We start from the raw sequence: 18,853 nt of genomic DNA on the forward strand, positions 1-18,853 counted from the left end.
CGTAGTCTCGAACGACTGTGACCACGGCGGTGACGAGAGCGGGGGACGCGATGGAGTCCGCGGACGCGGCCCTGGGCCCGGCCTCGTTCCTCAGCGACTTCTACCCCTCGTTCTGGTGGATCCCGGCCGCCGTGCTCGCCGCCGCCCTCGCCATCAAGCTGCCGACGATCATCCGGCTGTGGACGGATCCGCTGCTGCGCGCGGTCGGCGGGCTGCTGCTGCTCGCCTGCGCGGTCTTCGTGTTCGTCGCGCCGTCGACCATCGTGTGGGTCAACCGGGTCACCGGCGTGCCCAACATCTCGGCACCCTGGGTGTATTCGCTGCTGACCGCGTTCTGCGGCTCCTGCCTGGTGCTGATCATCGCCTGGCGCAACGGCCTGTCGGAGCACTCCGCCTCCACCCGCCGCGCCACCCGCTGGGTGCTGTCCTGCTACGGCGGCGTGATCGTGCTGCTGTGGGTGCTGTTCGCCCTCGCGGACGTGCCCGTGGAGCGGACCCGCGACCTGGACACGTACTACGCCACCACGCCGTTCATGCGCGAGGAGATCCTGCTGTACCTCCTCGCGCACACCGTGGCCGTGCTCATCACCTCGAAGCTGATCTGGAACTGGATCCGCACCGACGGACTCGACGCCCTGCTGCGCTGGGGACTGATGTTCCTGGGCGTCGGCTACGCGCTGAACCTGGGCTTCGACGCAGCCAAGCTGACGGCGGTGGGCGCCCGTTGGGCGGGCCGGGACCTGGACTGGCTGAACCTCCACGTGGCCCCGGCGCTGGCCTGCCTGTCCGCGGTGTCGATCGCCGTCGGCTTCATCCTGCCGCACGCCGGCCAGTACCTGCACGAGCGGTGGCGGCTGCGTCTGGCCCACCACCAACTGCGGCCCCTGTACCTGCTGATGCGGCGCGTGCACGGCTCCGGGGTCCCCTTCGTGCTGCGCGCCAGCATCGAACTGCGGCTGACCCGGCGGGAGACCTTCATCCGGGACGTCCTGCTGCCGCTGGCCCGGCGCATCGACGAGCGGCTGCACGAGCGGTCCCACGCCGCCGCCCTCGGCCTGGGACACCCGCCGGAGCGGGCCAGGGCGCTCGCGGCGGCCGTGGTGATCCTGGACGCCGTGGAGGCCGGGCCCCGGGCGGACGACGGCGGGGCCGCCCGCGACCGGGACACCACGGACCTGCTGCGGGGCATCGGGGCGGTCTCCCGCGCCCTGCGGCGCCCCGACGACCTGCGCACGGTCCGCGCCCGTGCCGACCGGACGGTGCCGGTCACCGAGTGACGCACCCGCAGAGGTGGCCGGAACGGCACCTCGCTTGGCATATTGCACGGGTGACCGAACCAGGCCCAGGGGTTCCGGGAGAACAGGGAGACACCGGTGCGTACCAGGAAGGAGATGCGACGCCTCGCCGACGCCCTCATCGACCCCATCAGGGTGGCCGTCCCGGCCGAACCGGAGGACCTGTTCGACGCGCTGGTCGCCTCGGTCAGCGCCTGGCGCGGGCGTGACGTCGTCGTCCACCGGGCGGCGTTCCCGCCGCACACGGCCAGCGGACTGTGGCTGGACCGCGAGAGCCACGACGACGTGGTGGTGGACGAACGGGCCGCGGTCTGGCACCAGATCGTGATCCTCTGCCACGAGGTGTGGCACATGCACCGGCGCGGACTCGACCCCTCCCCCGCGGCCGGGCCGGGTGAACGCGTCGCCGCCCGCACCGACTTCAGCGAGGCCGAGGAGCAGGAGGCGGACCGCTTCGGCATGCTGATGGGGCGCCGGCTGCGCACCTGGCTGGAGGCCACCCCCGACTCGGTGTTCGCCACGGAGGGCGGTACCGGGCAGGAACCCCAGGACCTCGCCGCACGCATCGGGGCCGCGCTGAACCACCGCGGGACCCGGCGATGAACGGCCTCATCAACTACGTCAGTTGCGGCGTGCTGTGGCTCGGCCTGCTGGTCAGGGCGCCGGACCTGCTGCGGCACCGGCGCGACCCGTACCTGCGGGCCATCTGCGCGGTGCTGGGCCTCGCGGGACTGTGCTTCGCCCTGGGGGCGCCGCCCACGGTCGGCGCGGTCAACCGGCTCAGCGGCGTGCCGAACCTCGCGGCACCCGTGACGTACGCGGCGATCACCGCGTACTGCGCCGCCTCCCAGGTGCTGATCGTCCACTGGCGGGGAGGACCCCGGGTGCACCGCACCGCCCGGCGCTGGATCCTCGCCTACGCGGGCGTGGTCCTCGGGATCGCCGTGACGTTCACGCTCGCCGACGCGCCCGAGGAACGCCGCACCGACCTGGACACCTACTACGCGACCACGCCGTGGATCGCGCAGATGATCGTGCTGTACCTGCTCGCCCACCTCGTCGCGGTCACCGTCACCACGGTGTCGTCGCTGACGTGGGCGCGCCGGGTGCGCGGCCGGCTGCGGGCGGGACTGACCCTGTTCGGGGCCGGTTCCCTGTGCGGCGCCGGGTACAGCGTGGCCAAACTGATCGCGGTGGGCGCCCGCTGGACCGGGCGGGACTGGTCGGCGCTCGGCACCGCCGTCTCCCCGGCCGCGGCGGGCCTCGGCGCGGTGATGACGGTGACCGGGGTCCTCGTCCCGCTGGTGGGGCCGCGGGTGACGGACTGGCGCACGGCGCGCCGCACGTACGCCCGGCTGGCACCCCTGGAGCGGGTCCTGGACGGGCTCCTCACCCGGCGGTCGCTGCGCCTGCCCCGCCCCCGCTGCTGCTCCCCCGCCACCCGGCTGATGTGGCGTCAGACCAGCATCCACAACGCGCTGAGCCACCTGGACGCCTACTTCGACCGGCACCTGTACGACCGGACCCGCGCCGCGGCCCTCGGCACGACGGGCGACCCGGAGTGGGCGGAGGCCGCCGCCTGGGCGGCGGTGATCACCGCCGCGGTACGGGACGAGGCGGACGCCCGGACCGGCACACCCCCGCCCGACGGCGCCGGACGCCTCCTCGACCGGGTCCCCGGACCGGCGGGGCTGGCCCGGATCGCCGACGCGCTGTCCGCCGTGGCCCCGCCCCTGCGGGCGGCGCCGGTGGCCGGCGGCACGAGCCCTGCGGGGACCGCGTGAGCCTCCTCGTGTACCTCGGCGGCCTGATGTTCGGCCTGACGTCCGTGCTGCTGGCCCGCCGTCCCCGCGCCGCGCTGCGCAACCCGCTCACCCTGTCCACCTGGCTGGCGATCGTCCTGGGCGCCCTGGTCTTCGTGTGCGCCGCCCCGCCCACCCTGGCCGCCGTCAACGACCTCACCGGCATCCCCAACTTCGGCGCGCCGCTGACCTACGGCATGCTCAACGCGTACAGCTGCGCCGTGCTGGTGCTCCTCATCAACTGGCGGGGCGGGCCCCGCGCCCGGGTGCGGCGGCTGGTGCTGCGGACCGTGGCGGCCTACGGGGTGCTCACCGTCGCCCTCGTGGCGCTGTTCGCGCTCGCCGACCCGGACAGCGAGCGGCTGACCGACCTCGACACGTACTACGCCACCACGCCGTACCTGCGGGAGATGATCCTGCTCTACCTGCTCGGGCACAGCGCCGCGATGCTCGCGCTGTGCCTGGTGTGCCTGAAGTGGGGTCGGGAGGTCACCGGTTCCCTGCGCACCGGGCTGCGGCTGATCGTGCTGGGCGCGCTGCTGGACCTGGTGGGCTTCCAGCTGGCCAAGTACACCGCCGTCGTGGCGCGTTGGACGGGTAACGACCTGGACGTCCTGTCCACGCGCGTCGCCCCGCCGATGGCCTCGCTGGCCGCCCTGCTGTGCTCGGCGGGCTTCCTGCTGCCCCGGCTGCTGCCGCCGGTGCTCGCCCACCGGCGGGCGCTGGTGGACCACCGGCGCCTGGAGCCGCTGTGGGCGCTGGTGGGGCCGGCCTCCACGACTCCCGGGCCGCCCCCGGTCAGCCGGCTGCTGCCGCAGGAGCGGCTGCAGTGGCGGGAGGTCGCCATCCACGACGCCCTGCTGGCGCTGGCCCCGTACTTCGACCACCGGCTCAGGGAGCGCGTGCGGGACGCCGCCCTGGCCGCCGGCAGCACCCCGCACCGGGCCCGGCTCACCGCGGAGGCGGCGATGCTCACCGAGGCCGCCCGCCGGGCCGCCGCGCGCGCGGAGCCGCCCGAGGGCTCCGGCACGTACCGGCTGCACGCCACCGAGGTCTCCGGCACGGGCGGACTGGTCGAGCTGGCCCAGGCGCTGACCCGTCCGCCCGCCGCCCCCGACGGCACCGTGCCGTCCGCCATGGCCGATCCCATGGCCGAACCCGAGGAGCCCCATGTCGCGTAGAGCTGTCGTCATCGGTGCGGGCCTGGCCGGCATGCTGGCCGCCGCCGTCCTGTCCGGCGCGGGCGTGGACGAGGTGATCGTGCTGGACCGCGACGAGCTGCCCGACGGCCCGGAGCACCGCCGGGGGCTGCCGCAGGGGCGGCACGCGCACCTGCTCATGGCCGGCGGCGCGAACGCCCTGGAGGAACTGATGCCGGCCGCGCACCTGCGCAAGCGGCTGCTCGCCGCCGGGGCGCACGAGATATCCCTCGCCCACGGCATGCTCGCGCTGACCTCGGAGGGCTGGCTGCGGCGGTGGCGGCTGGACGGCCCGAGCATGATCACGTGCAGCCGTGCGCTGCTGGACTGGGTGGTGCGCTCGGCGGTGCTGGACCAGGCGCCGGGGGTGCGGTTCCGCAAGGCGGCGGTGATCGGCCTGACGGGCTCCCTCGACCGGGTGACCGGGGTGCGGCTGGCGACGCCGGGCGGGGACACCGACCTGCCTGCGGACTTCGTGGTGGACGCCGGCGGGCGCGGCACCCGGGTCGTCGGCTGGCTGGACGCGCTGGGCATGTCGGGCGTGCAGGAGCGGACCGTGGACGCCGGGCTGGTCAACGCGACCCGCATCTACCGGGTGCCCGAGGGCGCGGGCCGGTTCCCGCTGACCGTGGTGCAGCCGAACCCGTACGCGTCACGGCCGGGGCGCAGCGCGATGGTCATGCCGATCGAGGGCGATCGCTGGCTGGTGAGCTGCGGCGGCACCCGCGGCGGCGAACCCCCGGCGGACCCGGAGGGGTTCCTGCGGTACATGCTGGCCCTGCCGGACCCGATCGTGGGGCGGCTCGTCTCGGGGGCCGAACCGCTCACGGACGTGCACCTGAGCCGGTCGACCAGCAACGTGCGGCGGTACCTGGAGAAGACGCCGCGCTGGCCCGAGGGCTTCACGGTGATCGGCGACGCGCTGGGGACGTTCAACCCGGCCTACGGGCAGGGCATGACGGTGGCCGCGTTCGGGGCCCGGGCGCTGGCCCGGGAGCTGGGGCGTGCGGAGCTGACCGCGCCCGGGCTGGGCCGGCGGGTGCTGCGCGGCGCCGCCCGGGCGGTGCACGCCGCGTGGTCGTCGGCCATCAGCCAGGACGTCCACTACCCGGGGGTGCGGGGCGGCCGGCCGGGGACGGCGGACCGGGTCGTCGGGGCGTACGCGCGCCGCATGATGCGGGCGGCCACCGGCTCCTACCCGGCGGCCCGGGCCGTCTGGGACGTCACCAGCATGCGCACCCCGGCGGTCCGCATGTTCCGCCCGGACACGGTCCTGGCCGTCCTGGCCGGTTCCCCGCTGCCGCCGTCGGCCGAGCCGCCGCTGACCCGTTCCGAACGCGAGCTGCTGCGGCGGCTGGACCGCACCGGCCGGTGAGCCGCTGCGGCGGCTGACGACCGCACCGGCCGGTGAGCGGGGGCCCGGCCGGGCCCCCGGCCCTCGCTCAGCCGCCGAACACCGGCTGGACCAGGCCCCGTCCGGCATCGAGGACGACCAGCAGGGAACCGGCCAGCGGGTGCGGGGCCGTCAGTCCCACGCGGGCCGTGGTGACGTACAGGTCGCCCAGGCCGGGCCCGCCGAAGGCGCAGGCGGTGACCCGGGGCACGGGGAGCGGGATCACCCGGTCCAGGGTGCCGTCGGGGGTGTAGCGGCGGACCGCCGCGCCGTCCCACAGGGCGACCCAGACGCAGCCGTCGGCGTCGACGGTGAGGCCGTCGGGGAAGCCCGCGCCCTCCTCGACGACGGCCAGGGGCCGGCGGCCGGTGACCCGCCCGTCGGGGCCGACGTCGAAGACGTCGACGCGGCGGGTCGGGGTGTCGATGTAGTACATGCGCCGGCCGTCGGGGCTCCAGCCGGTGCCGTTGCTCACCGTCACGTCGTCCAGCACCGTCTCGGCGGTGCCGTCCGGCAGGAACCGGGTGAGGGTGCCGCCGCCGGCGGCCTCGTCATAGCGCATGGTGCCGGCCCACAGCGTGCCGTCGGGGGCGACACCCGCGTCGTTGCCGCGGCGGCCGGGGACGGGCTCGCGGTGCAGCCAGCGGAAGGTGTCGTCGGGGTCGAGCAGTCCGATGCCGTCGCGCAGGTTGAGGACGAGGCCGCCGCCCGCGCGGGGGCGGGCCGCGCCCACGTGCTGGTCCACGGTGCGCACGGTGCGCCGGCCGGTGGCCGGATCGTAGGTGTGCAGGCGGGCGGCGAGGATGTCGATCCACCGCAGGCGGCCGGCGGCCGCGTCCCAGACGGGCCCTTCGCCCAGGGTGGCCTCCGCGCGGACGGCCACCTCCAGGGCGGTGCGGGAACGGGGGGTCATGGCGTACTCCGGTGGCCGAGCCGTTCGGACAGGTCGGCGGCGCCCTTCACGGCGAGGCGCTCCAGCTCGGCCTGCCGCTCGCGGCTCCAGCGGATCATCGGTACGGAGATGGACAGCGCGGCGACCACCTGCCCGGTGCGGTCGCGCACCGGCGCGGCCACACAGCTGACGTCGGGGTTGGACTCCCGGCTCTCCACGGCGACGCCCCGGCGCCGGATGCCGGCGAGGGTCTCGCGCAGCACGGCCGGGTCGGTGATGCTGTTGGGGGTCATCGCGGGCAGCTCGGCGCCGTCGGGCAGGCGCGCGGCGAGTTCCTGCTCGGGCAGCGAGGCCAGCAGCATCTTGCCCACGGAGGTGCAGTGGGCGGGCAGTCTGCGGCCGGCCGCGGACACCATCCGCACGGCGTGCGTGGAGTCCACCTTCGCGATGTAGATGACGTCGGTGTCCTCCAGGATGGCCACGTGCACGGTCTCGTCGCAGGTCTCGGCGATCGTGCGGGCCACCTGCTGGCCCTCGGCGGCGAGGTCGAGCTGTTCGGCGTAGCGGGCGCCGAGCTGGTACGGGCGGACCCCCAGCCGGTAGCGGCCGGGCTCGCCGGCCACGGGCACCAGGTACTTGCGGGCGGCGAGCGTGGTGACCAGCTCGTGGACGGTGGTGCGCGGCAGCTGCAGCTTGCGCACGATGTCGGGGGCGGAGAGCGTCCCGTCCCCGTCGAGGAAGAGCTCGAGGATGTCCAGAGCCCGGGTCACGGCTGGTACGAGGCGTCCCACGGCCGGTCCCCCTCCCTGTGTGTCTCAGGCGCCCGCTGCCGTTCGAGACGTCGGGTGGCCGGAGAGGCGGCTCCCGGTGCGTTCGATATTTCAACAGGCGATCGGAATGGCGAACACAGGCTAACCATCCATACCGGCACGGGCAATGGGACCGGTGTGCTGGACGGCGGGCGGCAGCCCCGGACGCCGCGGCCGGGGCGGGGCCGTGCGGGCCGTGCGCGGCGGCGCGCACGGCCCCGGCAGCACGCGGCTGCGGTCAGCGGCGCACGCGGGGATCCCCCAGTCCGCCCCGCAACCGCTGGGCACGCAGGACGAGTTCCAGCTCGAAGCGGCGGTCCGGGTCGTCTATCTCGTCGCCCCACAGCTCCCGGATCTGCCGCAGCCGGTAGCGGACGGTCTGCGGGTGGACGCCGAGCCGCGCGGCCACCTCGGGCGCCCCGCCCCGGGTCTCCAGCCAGGCCAGCAGCGTCTCCGCCAGCCGGCGCCCGTGGGTGGGGCCGCAGTGGGCCAGCGGGGCCAGGCACCGCTGCGCCAGGTCGTCGATCAGCTCCTCGGGCTGGAGCAGGACCAGGGCCTCGGTGTGCTCGGTGCAGTGCAGCACCTCCCCGGCGGGCAGCAGCCGGCGTTCCATCAGGCGCACCGCGGCCTCCGCCCAGTGCAGCGACTTGGCCGCGTCGGCGACCGGCACCGGCGGGCCGATCGCGCCGGACCAGCCGGCCAGGGCACGGTGCAGCAGTTCGGGGCGTCCGGCGGCGTCGGGGTCGGGGACGACCATGCGGGGCTGTTCGTACTCCATGTCGAGCAGGACGCCCTGCCCGACCGCGGGCGCCACCGCTTCGCGCGCGGGGCGCAGCAGGACTCCGACCGCGACCTTCTCCGGCAGCGGCCAGCCGATCCGGGCGGCGCGTTCGCCGAGCGCCTCGGCCGGGTCGCCCCGGTGGTGCTCGGCGAGCAGCAGTTCCAGCAGCCGCCGTTGCAGCCGCAGGCGTTCGCCGGCCCGGCGGGCGGCGGCCTCGGCGTAGCCGCGCACGGACTGGTCCACCAGGCCGTCGAGGTACTCGTAGCCCGCGTCGACGAGTTCGTACATCGCGGGCGGCGGGATGTCGACGCGCTGGCCGATCTCGGCGAACCGGCGCCAGGCCAGCCGGACCCCCAGCCGGTAGATGGCCTGGAGGGAGTCCAGGGTCCGGCCGTGCAGGCCCTCTCCGCGGCCGAACTCCTGGAAGACGCCGGGCGGTACGGTCGGCCGGCCGGCCGAGTAGTCCGCGTGCTCCAGGTGGCCGACGAACACCTCGATGGCGCGCCGGATGCCGATCAGGGCCATGGGCTCGCCGGAGTCGTCGAGGACCACGGGCAGGTGCGGGTACTCGCGCCGGATCTCGTCCATGATCTCCTCGGCGAGCGAGGGCGCCTCGGCCATGGCGATCTCGGCGAACCGGCGCACCTGGTAGCGCGGTACGTCGTGCCAGGCGGAACGGGAGGTGACCGTCCTGACCGGGCCGGAGGGGGCCGTCACGGCTCAGCTCCCCTGCCCGGCCTGCTCATAGGTGATCATCGGGGTGTTGGGCTGGTCGGGCACCGCTTCGAGCAGTGCGACCACGCCGAACGCGGCGGCCACGGCCAGGGCCGCGCCGAGCGCGACGGTCAGCGCGGCGGCGAACAGTCTGGGCATCGCTGGGTCAGCCTCTCTGTCGGAGGTTCCCCACCCCCGCAACCGACCGGCCACCCCGCCCGTCCCGGCTCCAGTGTCGACGTGACATTGACACTCCGTCAAGGGGCGCATACCGTTCCCGGCCCATAAGGGGTGTCGGGTGGACCAGCCCTCTCGCATGCGCTCATGCCCACGGTGCCGCCCGTCGGCGTCGCACCGTCCCAAGCCCCTGGAGTGCCCGGATGCGTCGTACAGCTTCCCCGTTTTCCCTGATCCTGCTGGGTCTCGGCACGTTCCTGCTGGTGCTGGCGCCCTTGCTGGCCTGGTACGTGAAGCCCCGTGCCGCGGTGAACCCGGTCGACATCGACACCACCGCGGTCTACACCGGCCGTGGCAGCGTGTTCGACACCGGGAAGATCGAGACCGTGCCGGACCAGCGGATCACCGTCACCCAGCGGGTGCGCGGCGACGTCGAGGCGAGCGAGCGCAGCGGAAACGCCGTGTGGGACGTGATCACCACGGTCGACACGGACGAGTCGCTGCCCGCCGCGGACCCGCACGACGCGCTGGACTTCAACCCGCACCGCTGGGTGCTGGACCGCCGGACGACCAAGCCGGTGCACTGCTGCGGCGAGACGCCCCGCATCGAGGGCGAGGCGTACCTGAAGTTCCCCTTCGACGTGCAGAAACGCTCCTACCAGTGGTGGGACAACACGCTCGGGGACACCGTCGTGCTGACGTACCGGGGCACGAAGAAGGTGCAGGGTTACACCGGCTACCGGTTCACCGGTTCGGTGCCGCCGACCAAGGCCGGCACGCGCCTGGTGCCGGGCAGCATCGTCGACCGGCCGGGCCGGCCGCAGGTGCTGGCCGAGGAGTGGTACGCCAACCACGGCGTGGAACTGGTCGTCGACCAGCGCACCGGCCGGGTGATCTACGCGCAGACCGGGCCGAAGCGCACCCTGCGGGCGCCGGGCGCGGACACGGACGCGGCGGTGCTGCTGGACGCCGACAAGATCTCCTTCACCACCGCCACGCAGCGCGAGGCGGTCCGGCAGGCGAAGCGGGACAGCGGCCAGTTGCGGATGGTGGGCGAGACGCTGCCGCTCGTCGCGGTGGTGGCCGGTTCGGTGCTGGCGCTCGCCGGCGGGCTCCTGGTGGCCCGTGGGCGAAAGGAAGAGGACCGGCCCGATTCGACCGGTACGACCGATTCGCCCCAGCCGGTGCTCACGAAATGACATGGCGTCAGCTTCAACAAAGCCGGAAATTGTCACATCGGTGAGTAGCCCTGGCGGACGAGTGGGCGAAAACTGTCCAACTCCACCCAAGCACTGCACGCCCACACCCCCCGTCCCGGCCGGTCCGGGCAGAGCCCTCACGGGACCTCTCCGGACCGGATCCCGACCCTCACCGACCGCACCACCCGTGCCGCCGACCTCATCCACCCCACCCCTGGCGCAGCTCGCCGCGTTCCACCCCCCTCGCACCGCGTCCCGCGTTCCCCACGCAGAGTTCCGCACCCCGAGACGAGTTGGAGCACCGATGCCCCAGCACGTGCCGTCCCACCCGCCGCTCCCGGCCCCGGCCGGGCCGGCGGACCCCGCGCGCACCGCGTCGCCGGTCGCGGCGCCGCACCCTCCGGCGCTCCCCCCACAGCCCCGCCGGATCGTCTTCCTCGCCCACCGCGACCTGGCCAACCCCTCGGCCGGCGGCTCCGAACTGCTGGTGGACCGCCTGGCCGACGGCCTGACCCGGCTCGGCCACCAGGTCACCCTGCTGTGCGGAGGGCCGGCCTCCTTCCGCGACTACCGCGTGGTGTCCGCGGGCGGCGCCTACGGCCACTACCTGCGCGCCCGCTCCGCCTTCACCCGCCAGGTCGGCGACTGCGACCTGCTCGTCGAGGTGTGCAACGGCATGCCCTACCTGGCCCCGCTGTGGCACCGCGGACCCACCTTGTGCCTGGTCAACCACGTGCACACCGACCTGTGGGCGATGCGCTTCGGCGGCCCGCTGGCCCCGGCCGCCCGCCTCGGCCGGCGCCTGGAGCACTGGGCCCTCACCGGAGCGCGGCAGCGCGGCCTGCTGGTCGCCGTCTCCCCGTCGACCGCGCAGGCCCTGCGCGGGATCGGGGTACGGCGCGACCGCATCCGGGTCGTCCACAACGGGGTGGAGGAGCCCGGTCCGCGGACGGCGCGCTCCGCCGAACCGCTGTTCGTGGCGGTGGGCCGGCTGGTCGAGTACAAGCGCATCGACCTGCTGCTGCGGCTGTGGGAACGGGTCCGCCCGGTCACCGGCGGCCGGCTGGTGATCGTCGGCGACGGACCGGAACGGGAACGCCTGGAGCGCCTGGCCGGACCGGGCGTCGAGTTCACCGGACACGTCTCCGAGGCGGAGAAGCACCGGCTGCTGTGCGCGGCCTGGCTCCTGCTGCACCCGTCCGCCGTGGAGGGGTGGGGCCTGGTGGTCACCGAGGCCGCCGCCCGCCGCACCCCGGCCGTCGCCTTCGACGTCCCCGGCCTGCGGGACTCCGTGGTGGACGGCGAGACGGGCGTCCTGGCCTGCGGCGAGTCCTCGTTCGCGGCCGCCTGGTGCACTCTGGCGCTGTCCGGGGCCCGCCGGGAACGCATGGGCGAGGCGGCCCGGGACCACGCCGCCCGGTTCCGCTGGGACCGCACGGTCCGGCAGTTCCGCGCGGTCGCCACCGAGGCGGTGCGGAGCTGGCAGCCATGAGTGACAGAGGGCCGAAGGACCCCTCGATACGCCGCTCCCTCGCCCTCTTCCGCGCCTTCCTGCGCGAGCAGGACGACCCCGACGCCTGCTACGCCCTGCTCGCCCGGGACGCCGCCGACCAGGTCGAGGCGTACGACGGCCCGGTGGCGGGCCGGGTCGTGGTGGACGTCGGCGGCGGCAGCGGACACTTCACCCAGGAGTTCCGCGCCCGGGGCGCGCACGCCTACCTCTTCGAGCCCGACGCGCGGGAGCTGGCGGAGAAGCCGCCCGAGGGGACCGTGATCGCCGACGGCTATCTGCTGCCGCTGTGCGAGGGCGCCGCGGACGTCACCTTCTCCTCCAACGTGCTGGAGCACGTGGCCGATCCGCAGACCTTCCTCAGTGAACTGGTCCGGGTCACCCGGCCCGGCGGGCTGATCTACGTCTCCTTCACCAACTGGCTGTCCCCGTGGGGCGGCCACGAGTGGGCCCCCTGGCACTACCTCGGCGCCGGACGGGCCCGCGCCCGCTACGAGCGCCGCACCGGCAGGGACGCCAAGCACCGGCTCGGCGAGAACCTGTTCCGCGTGCACATCGGCACCACCCTGCGGCTGGTGCGCGCCCGCGACGACGTCACGGTCGTCGCGGCGCGGTCCCGCTACTGGCCGTTCCTCACCCGGGCCGTGGTCACCGTGCCCGGTCTGCGCGAGTTCGCTACCTGGAACCTCCTTCTCATCCTCCGGCGGTGTCCCGAATGACGACCACGGTCCAGGCTCCCCCTCCGGCAGCCGTCCCGACGCGCGCGGCCACCGCGGGCCCTCCCGAGGGCCCGCGGTCGCGCCGCTGGCTGCTGGGCTTCTGGGCGGTGGTGTTCGTCCTCCTCCTGGCGGTGCAGCCCGGCCGGCAGACCTTCGACACCAAGCTGGGCGTGACGGTCGCCCCGCGGCGGTTCTTCTCCGACCTGGGCCAGTTGTGGCACGACCAGAACGCGTTCGGCGGCATCCAGGACCAGTACATCGGCTACGCCTGGCCGATGCTGCCGTTCCACTGGCTGGCCGACCTGGTGAACCTGCCGGTGTGGCTGGCGGAGCGGCTGTGGATGTCGCTGATCGTGGCGGTCGCCTTCTGGGGCGCCCTGCGTCTGGCGGAACGGCTCCGCGTGGGCAGCGGCGCCTCCCGGCTCCTGGCGGCCACCGCCTACGCGACGTGGCCGGTGTTCACCGCCGTCATCGGCTCCACGTCGGCCGCCGCGCTGCCCGGCGCGTTCCTGCCGTGGGTACTGCTGCCGCTGGCCGACGAGCGGTACACGGCGAGGGTGGCGGCGCTGCGCTCGGCGCTGATCGTGCCGTTCATGGGCGGGGTCAACGCGGCCTCCACGCTGGCCTCGCTGCTGCCGGTGGGCCTGTACCTGCTGTCCCGCCCGGCGGGGCCCCGCCGGCGCAAGCTGATCGCCTGGTGGACGCCCGCGATGATCGTGGCGACGGCGTGGTGGTGGATCCCGCTGCTGCTGCTCGGCGTCTACGGCGAGAACTTCCTGCCCTTCATCGAGACCGCGCGCACCACCACCGACACCATGTCGGCGACGGAGGCGCTGCGTGGCGGCGGCAACTGGGTCGCCTACCTGCACCTCGGTGAGGCGTGGCTGCCGGCCGGCTGGACCGTCGCCTCCTCGGTGCTCGTCATCGTCTGTTCCGCGCTCGCCGCCGGACTGGGCCTGGCGGGCCTGGCCCGGCGGGACATGCCCGAACGGCGCTGGCTGGTACTGACCGTGCTGGTGACGGCGCTGGTGCTGCTCGCCGGGTACGGCGGCGCGTCCGGCGCGCCCTTCCACGGTGTGGTGCAGGACTGGCTGGACGGCTGGCTCTCGCCGTTCCGCAACATCTACAAGTTCCAGACCGGGCTCGCGCTGGCGCTGGTGCTCGGACTGGCCCACCTGGTGGGTGCCGCCGCCGCGTCGCGCAGCGCCCGCCGCCCGGTGCGCGGCCGCCGCTTCGCGCCGCTGGCCGCCGCGGTCCTGGTGCTGCCCGGGCTGGTGTTCCCGTACCTCAACGGCTCGATCCTGAGCCCCGGTTCGTTCCAGGAGATCCCGAAGTACTGGCACGCGACGGCCGACTGGCTGAAGAAGTACTCCCCCGACTCCCGCGCCCTGGTCGTCCCGGCGACCGCCCACGGCATCCACACCTGGGGCTCGACCATCGACCAGCCGCTGGACGTGACCGCGAAGTCCCGCTGGGCGCAGCGCGACTACGTCCCGTTCGGCACCCCCGGCAACCGGCGGGCCATGGACGCCGTCGAGCAGGCCCTGCTGACCGGCTCGCAGGTACCGGGCCTGGCCGACCACCTGAGCCGGGCGGGCATCTTCTACGTGGTGGTCCGCAACGACCTCGACCCCGACCAGATCGGCCAGGTGCCGACCGCGACCGTCAAGCGCACCCTGGAGCAGTCCGGGTACGAGCGGGTCAAGGGGCTCGGCCCGGTGATGACCGGCGGGGTCATCCCGCAGGGCGCCCCGCTCGCGGTCGAGGGCCTGTACCCGCGGCACCGGGCGGTGGAGATCTACCGTCCGGCGGGTGAGGACGTGCCGCGGCCGGGTCAGGCGGGGCTCGCGCCCGTCGCCCACACCGCCGTGGTCTCCGGCGGCCCGGAGGCGCTGCTGCCGGTGGCCGGCGCGCTGCGCGGCCGGCCCGCGGTGCTGACCGGCGACCGGCACCCGGGCCTGGGCACCGCGCCGCTGCAGGTGACCGGCGACGGCATGCGGTACGCGGACACCCGGTTCGGCCTGCTCAACGCCAACACGTCGTACACATACACCCGCGACGAACGCAACGCGCCCGACGCCGACCAGGACCCGGGCGAACGCCCGCGCCAGATCCTGCCGTTCGAGGGGCTGGAGCACCAGACGGTGGCCGAACTGCGCGGCGCCCGCTCGGTGACGGCGTCCTCGTACGGCAACTGGCTGTTCCACCTGCCGCAGTACGACCCGGTGCACGCGTTCGACGGCAACCCGGACACCGCGTGGGCGGAGGGCTCCGTCGAGTCGCCCGAGGGGCAGTGGCTGCGGATCGGCTTCGAGGGCGACTACCCCATGCCGGACTCCATCGGCCTGCTGCCGCTGCCGCAGGACGGCGTGCGGGCGGCGCCCACCCGGGTGCGGGTGGAGACGGAGAAGGGCTCGGCCACCTCCTTCCTCAAGGCCAACGGCAAGAAGCAGCGGGTGAAGGCGCCCGAGGGCGGGACGTCGTGGATGAAACTCACCATCGTCGACGCCACCGCCGAACGTCCCGGCCTGACCGGCGCGGGCTTCGCCGAGGTCGACCTGCCCGACGTGCAGGTGACCCGGATGCTGCGGCTGCCCCAGGACGCGGAGCGGTCCACCTCCCCGGTCCAGATGGTGTCGCTGCACCGGGCAGCCGACCCGACCGGGATGTCCCTCGCGGCCGGCGAATCGGGCCTGCACCGGGCCTTCACCACGGGCACGGCGGGCACCTACGAGGTGTCCGCGAAGGCGGTGGCGATACCCGGCGAGGCACTGGACCGGCTGCTGTACGAGGTGGCGCCGGAGCAGCGCCGGCGCGTCCTGGCCACCGCGGACTCCACCGCGCGCCTGGGCGCCGGACTGTCGGCGCGCAACCTCACCGACGGTGACCTGACCACTGCGTGGATCGCGGGCGACCGGCCCACCATCCACCTGAGCTGGACCGGCCGGCAGGAGATCCGCGAGCTGGTGCTGCCGCCGGCCGGGGGCCTGTCCGCGCGCGCCGCCGAGGTGCACATCAGCTCCCCGGACGGTGCGGCGATCGCGTCCGTCGACGAGACCGGCATGGTCCGCTTCCCGCCGATCACCACCGACCGGCTGGACATCACCATCACCCGGGCCGCCCCGCTGACCCTGCACAACCCGGTCGTCGACGACGACCTGCAGCTGCCGGTCGGCCTGACCGAGGCGTACCTCCCGGATCTCGACGACGAATACCGCACCGAACAGCCCTCCGGGAACCGCGCGTTCTCCCTGGAGTGCGGCAAGGGCCCCGTGGTGGCCGTCGACGACCGGCTGTACGAGACGGCCGTGCGGGGCACCGTGCGCGACCTCACCGAGCGGCGGCAGGTCGACGTGACGCTCTGCCAGGACGGCGAGGCCGCCCCCGGACTGGAGCTGTCCGCCGGCAAGCACCGGCTGGAGGGCGGGGACGCCGGCCCGCTGGTGCTGACCGACGTCACCCTCACCCGGGGCACGGCCGAGCAGGCCGCCACGTCCGGCCGGGACCTGGAGATCCGGGACTGGCTCGGCGACCGGCGGACGGTGACCGTCGGTTCGGGCGCGGCCTCGTACCTGACGACGTACGAGAACTACAACAAGGGCTGGACGGCCACCCTCGACGGTGAGGAGCTCACCCCGGTGCGGCTGGACGGCTGGCAGCAGGGCTGGCGGATCCCGGCGGGCGCCGGCGGCACGGTGGAGCTGTCCTACGGCCCGGCCACCGCCTACGACGCGGCGCTGATCGGCAGCGGGGCGGGCATCGTGCTGCTGATCGGGCTGGTCCTGTGGCGCCGCAGGGCGGAGAACCCGGACGCGCCGCAGCCCGTTCCCCCGCAGCCCGGGCTGTGGCTGGGCGCGGTGGCGCTGACCCTGGTCGGCGTGGTCGTCGCCGGCTGGTGGGCGCTGCTGGTCCCGGCGCTGGCGCTGATCGCGGCGCGGCGGCACACCCTGCTGGCGCCGGTCGCGTTCGCCTCCCTGGCTGCGGCGGGCGTGGTCGCGGCCCTCGGGGCCGGCGAACCGGTGCGCGCGGGCGGCGGGGCCTTCGGCCACCTCGCGCAACTGCTCGCCCTGACCGGCCTGTTCGCGGCCCTGGTGGGCATCGGTGAGGCGTCCGGCCGCGCGGCCGGGCGGGAATCCGACGGCCCCCGCGAGGAGGAGCCGGGGACCGCGGAGGAGGAGCCGGGGACCACGGCGGTCCTGCCGCCCGTACCGGCGTCGGCCCCGCCGCCCCCGCCCCCGCCACCGGCGCCCGGCCGGACGGACGGCACCGGGAAGGGGGAGCCCGGATGACCGCACCCCCGCGCATCCCCTTCCCGGTGGTGGACGAGGTCTCCCGGCACTGCGCCCAGGAGGCGGAGCCGGAGACCGTCCACATCGAGGTGCACCTGCCCGGCCGGCTGGACCCGGACCGCCTGCGCAAGTCCTTCACCGAGGCGCTGCTCCGGCACCCGCGCATCCTGATGCGCGAGGCCCGCGGCCCCTGGTACCGGCGGCGCTACGAATGGGAGCTGACCGAGGGCCCGGACGTGGAGGTGGTGACCTTCGCGCCCCCGGGCGCCGCCTCCCTCCGGGACGCCCGCACCCGCGCGCTCACCCATGCGCCCCCGCTCACGGCGTCGCCGCCGGTCCGGCTGGAGATGGTCCCCGGCGCGGCCCGCTCCGGCGGCCCGGCCGGCACCGGGCCCGGGGCCTCCCCCGGCCCGCCGCCGGGCGGCACCGCGCTGGTCCTCACCCTCAACCACACCGCCCTGGACGGTCCCGCCTGCCTGCGGATCGTGGCCACCGCCGCCGAGCTGTACGGCGGCCGGGACAACGCCCCGGCCGCCCCGCCCGTGCGGCCGGCCGAGGAGCCGCAGCCGCCGCCCGACACCCCGTCCCACTGGGCGCCGCCCGCCCGGGTGGCCGCCGGGCGGCCCGGGTCCGCCACGGGCAACGGGCTGCTGGTGACCGAACTGGCGCTGCCGCACCGGCCCAAGGGTGTCCCCTACACGGTCAACGACCAGCTGATGGCCGCGACCGCGCTCACCCTCGCGCACTGGAACCGCGAGCACGGCGCCCGGCCCCGCCCGCTGCGCATCACCATGCCGGTGGACGACCGCCCCCGGGACGCCGGCATGCCCATCGGCAACGGCACCCGGCTCGTCGAGGTCCCCTTCTCCCCCGAGGAGGTCGACCCGGACCGGCTGCCCGAGCTGCTGCACCGCACCGCCCGCCGGACCCGCGCCCTCAAGGCGCTGCCCCGGCCCCAGCTGGGGCACGGCGCCGCCCTGCTCACCGCTCCGTGGGCCCCGGTGGGCTGCCGGGCGGCCCTCACCCGGGCCCTGCGGCGCACGGCGGCACCGTGGACGTCGACCACCCTGCTCAGCAACATCGGCCGGATCCCCTACCCGCTGGACTTCGGCGAGGAGGCGGGCCGCGCGCACGCCGTGTGGTTCTCCGCGCCGGCCCGGATGCCCCGCGGCCTGACCTTCACCACCGCGTCCACGGCCGGCCGGCTGCACCTGTCGCTGCGCTGGTCCCGCACGCTGCTCGGCCACGGCGACGGGGCGCGCCTGCGGGACCTGTTCACGCACTACCTGCACGCCACGGAGGCGACGCCGTGACCACCACCGCCCACCCGCCGCGCGACCTGCGCGACTTCTACGAGAACCCGGCCGTGCCGGTGGCCTCCGGCCCGTCCCGCAGCCTCCGCCAGGCCCGCATGCTGGCCCGGGCGCTCGGCCCGGCGGGCACGGGCGACGGCGGCGCGCGGACGATCCTCGACATCGGCTGCGGGGACGGCACGGCCGCGGCCACCGCCGCCCCGCTGCTGCGCGGGCACCGCATCGTCGGTGTGGACTGGTCCCAGGACGCGCTGTCCCGCGCCCGCACCCGGCTGGCGTACGCGGTGCGCGGCGAACTCACCGGCGGCGGGCTGCCGTTCGCCGCCGCGTCGGCCGACGCGGTGCTGTTCAGCGAGGTCCTCGAACACCTCGTCGACCCGGACGCGGCCCTGGACGAGATCCGCCGGGTCCTGCGCCCCGGCGGCCATCTGATGCTGTCCACGCCGAATCTGGCCGCCTGGTACAACCGGGCGCTGCTGCTGGCCGGGGTGCAGCCGGTGTTCTCCGAGGTCAGCCTGCGCGGCATCCACGGCCGGCCGGGCAGCGAGGTGGTGGGCCACCTGCGGCTGTGCACCGCCCGCGCGCTGCGGGAGTTCGTCACCGCGTCCGGCTTCACCGTCGTGGAACTGCGGGGCGCCCCCTTCCACGGCGTGCCGCGGCCGCTGCGCGCCCTGGACCGGCTGGCGTGCGCCCGGCCGCCCCTCGCCTCGATCCTGCTGCTGCACGCACGACGGACATGAGGGGGGCGGGGGGCCATGTGG

15 protein-coding genes are annotated in these 18,853 nt (G+C 75.1%); 11 read left to right on the forward strand and 4 right to left on the reverse strand.

All coding sequences use genetic code 11. The features are described from left to right. Window positions 1–50: 50 nt before the first annotated feature. The 5 genes from ACIRPP_RS23200 to ACIRPP_RS23220 all read left to right on the forward strand — a co-directional run bounded on the left by ACIRPP_RS23200 (window position 51) and on the right by ACIRPP_RS23220 (window position 5,671). The gene (locus ACIRPP_RS23200; RefSeq protein ID WP_403646386.1) at window positions 51–1,277 is read left to right on the forward strand and encodes a DUF6545 domain-containing protein; all 1,227 of its coding nucleotides are present in this window, start codon (window positions 51–53) and stop codon (window positions 1,275–1,277) included. A gap of 96 nt (window positions 1,278–1,373) precedes the next feature. Beyond that, entirely contained in the window at window positions 1,374–1,898 is a 525-nt protein-coding gene (locus ACIRPP_RS23205) for a toxin (RefSeq protein ID WP_403646000.1), read from the forward strand. Then, the gene (locus ACIRPP_RS23210; protein WP_403646003.1) at window positions 1,895–3,079 is read left to right on the forward strand and encodes an MAB_1171c family putative transporter; all 1,185 of its coding nucleotides are present in this window, start codon (window positions 1,895–1,897) and stop codon (window positions 3,077–3,079) included. Before ACIRPP_RS23205 ends, ACIRPP_RS23210 begins: the two co-directional genes overlap by 4 nt. After that, window positions 3,076–4,278 (forward strand): MAB_1171c family putative transporter, encoded by a 1,203-nt coding sequence (locus tag ACIRPP_RS23215; protein ID WP_403646006.1) that lies wholly within the window; start codon window positions 3,076–3,078, stop codon window positions 4,276–4,278. Before ACIRPP_RS23210 ends, ACIRPP_RS23215 begins: the two co-directional genes overlap by 4 nt. Next, window positions 4,268–5,671, forward strand: a complete 1,404-nt coding sequence (locus ACIRPP_RS23220; RefSeq protein ID WP_403646008.1) for an FAD-dependent monooxygenase — start codon at window positions 4,268–4,270, stop codon at window positions 5,669–5,671. Before ACIRPP_RS23215 ends, ACIRPP_RS23220 begins: the two co-directional genes overlap by 11 nt. Window positions 5,672–5,738: 67 nt before the next feature. Here the strand turns inward: ACIRPP_RS23220 and ACIRPP_RS23225 are convergent, their stop codons facing one another. From ACIRPP_RS23225 to ACIRPP_RS23240, 4 genes are all read right to left on the reverse strand, one after another. After that, a complete protein-coding gene (locus tag ACIRPP_RS23225) occupies window positions 5,739–6,602 on the reverse strand; it encodes an SMP-30/gluconolactonase/LRE family protein (protein ID WP_403646011.1) in 864 nt (287 codons plus the stop codon). Continuing rightward, on the reverse strand, window positions 6,599–7,372 hold the full coding sequence (locus ACIRPP_RS23230; protein WP_403646014.1) for an IclR family transcriptional regulator: 774 nt from the start codon (window positions 7,370–7,372) through the stop codon (window positions 6,599–6,601). The genes ACIRPP_RS23225 and ACIRPP_RS23230 overlap by 4 nt, the downstream gene beginning before the upstream one ends. Before the next feature lie 256 nt (window positions 7,373–7,628). After that, the gene (locus ACIRPP_RS23235) at window positions 7,629–8,888 is read right to left on the reverse strand and encodes a helix-turn-helix domain-containing protein (RefSeq protein WP_403646017.1); all 1,260 of its coding nucleotides are present in this window, start codon (window positions 8,886–8,888) and stop codon (window positions 7,629–7,631) included. 3 nt (window positions 8,889–8,891) lie between these two features. Continuing rightward, window positions 8,892–9,044: a hypothetical protein gene (locus ACIRPP_RS23240; protein ID WP_203592767.1), complete on the reverse strand. Its 153-nt coding sequence runs from the start codon at window positions 9,042–9,044 to the stop codon at window positions 8,892–8,894. A 221-nt stretch (window positions 9,045–9,265) separates the two neighbouring features. Between ACIRPP_RS23240 and ACIRPP_RS23245 the strand changes: the two genes are divergently transcribed. The 6 genes from ACIRPP_RS23245 to ACIRPP_RS23270 all read left to right on the forward strand — a co-directional run bounded on the left by ACIRPP_RS23245 (window position 9,266) and on the right by ACIRPP_RS23270 (window position 18,832). Continuing rightward, the gene (locus tag ACIRPP_RS23245) at window positions 9,266–10,261 is read left to right on the forward strand and encodes a DUF3068 domain-containing protein (RefSeq protein ID WP_403646021.1); all 996 of its coding nucleotides are present in this window, start codon (window positions 9,266–9,268) and stop codon (window positions 10,259–10,261) included. Between the two features lie 304 nt (window positions 10,262–10,565). Further along, on the forward strand, window positions 10,566–11,753 hold the full coding sequence (locus ACIRPP_RS23250) for a glycosyltransferase family 4 protein (RefSeq protein ID WP_403646024.1): 1,188 nt from the start codon (window positions 10,566–10,568) through the stop codon (window positions 11,751–11,753). Then, window positions 11,750–12,490 (forward strand): class I SAM-dependent methyltransferase, encoded by a 741-nt coding sequence (locus ACIRPP_RS23255; RefSeq protein WP_403646027.1) that lies wholly within the window; start codon window positions 11,750–11,752, stop codon window positions 12,488–12,490. Before ACIRPP_RS23250 ends, ACIRPP_RS23255 begins: the two co-directional genes overlap by 4 nt. Next, window positions 12,487–16,779: an alpha-(1->3)-arabinofuranosyltransferase family protein gene (locus ACIRPP_RS23260; protein ID WP_403646030.1), complete on the forward strand. Its 4,293-nt coding sequence runs from the start codon at window positions 12,487–12,489 to the stop codon at window positions 16,777–16,779. The genes ACIRPP_RS23255 and ACIRPP_RS23260 overlap by 4 nt, the downstream gene beginning before the upstream one ends. Next, window positions 16,776–18,092, forward strand: coding sequence for a condensation protein (locus tag ACIRPP_RS23265; protein WP_403646033.1), 1,317 nt, complete (start codon window positions 16,776–16,778; stop codon window positions 18,090–18,092). Before ACIRPP_RS23260 ends, ACIRPP_RS23265 begins: the two co-directional genes overlap by 4 nt. After that, complete coding sequence (locus tag ACIRPP_RS23270; protein WP_403646036.1) at window positions 18,089–18,832, forward strand: class I SAM-dependent methyltransferase; 744 nt, start codon at window positions 18,089–18,091, stop codon at window positions 18,830–18,832. Before ACIRPP_RS23265 ends, ACIRPP_RS23270 begins: the two co-directional genes overlap by 4 nt. Window positions 18,833–18,853 lie beyond the last annotated feature (21 nt).

The sequence above is a fragment of the Streptomyces sp. NPDC101219 genome, assembly GCF_044767675.1.
Classification (GTDB): domain Bacteria; phylum Actinomycetota; class Actinomycetes; order Streptomycetales; family Streptomycetaceae; genus Streptomyces.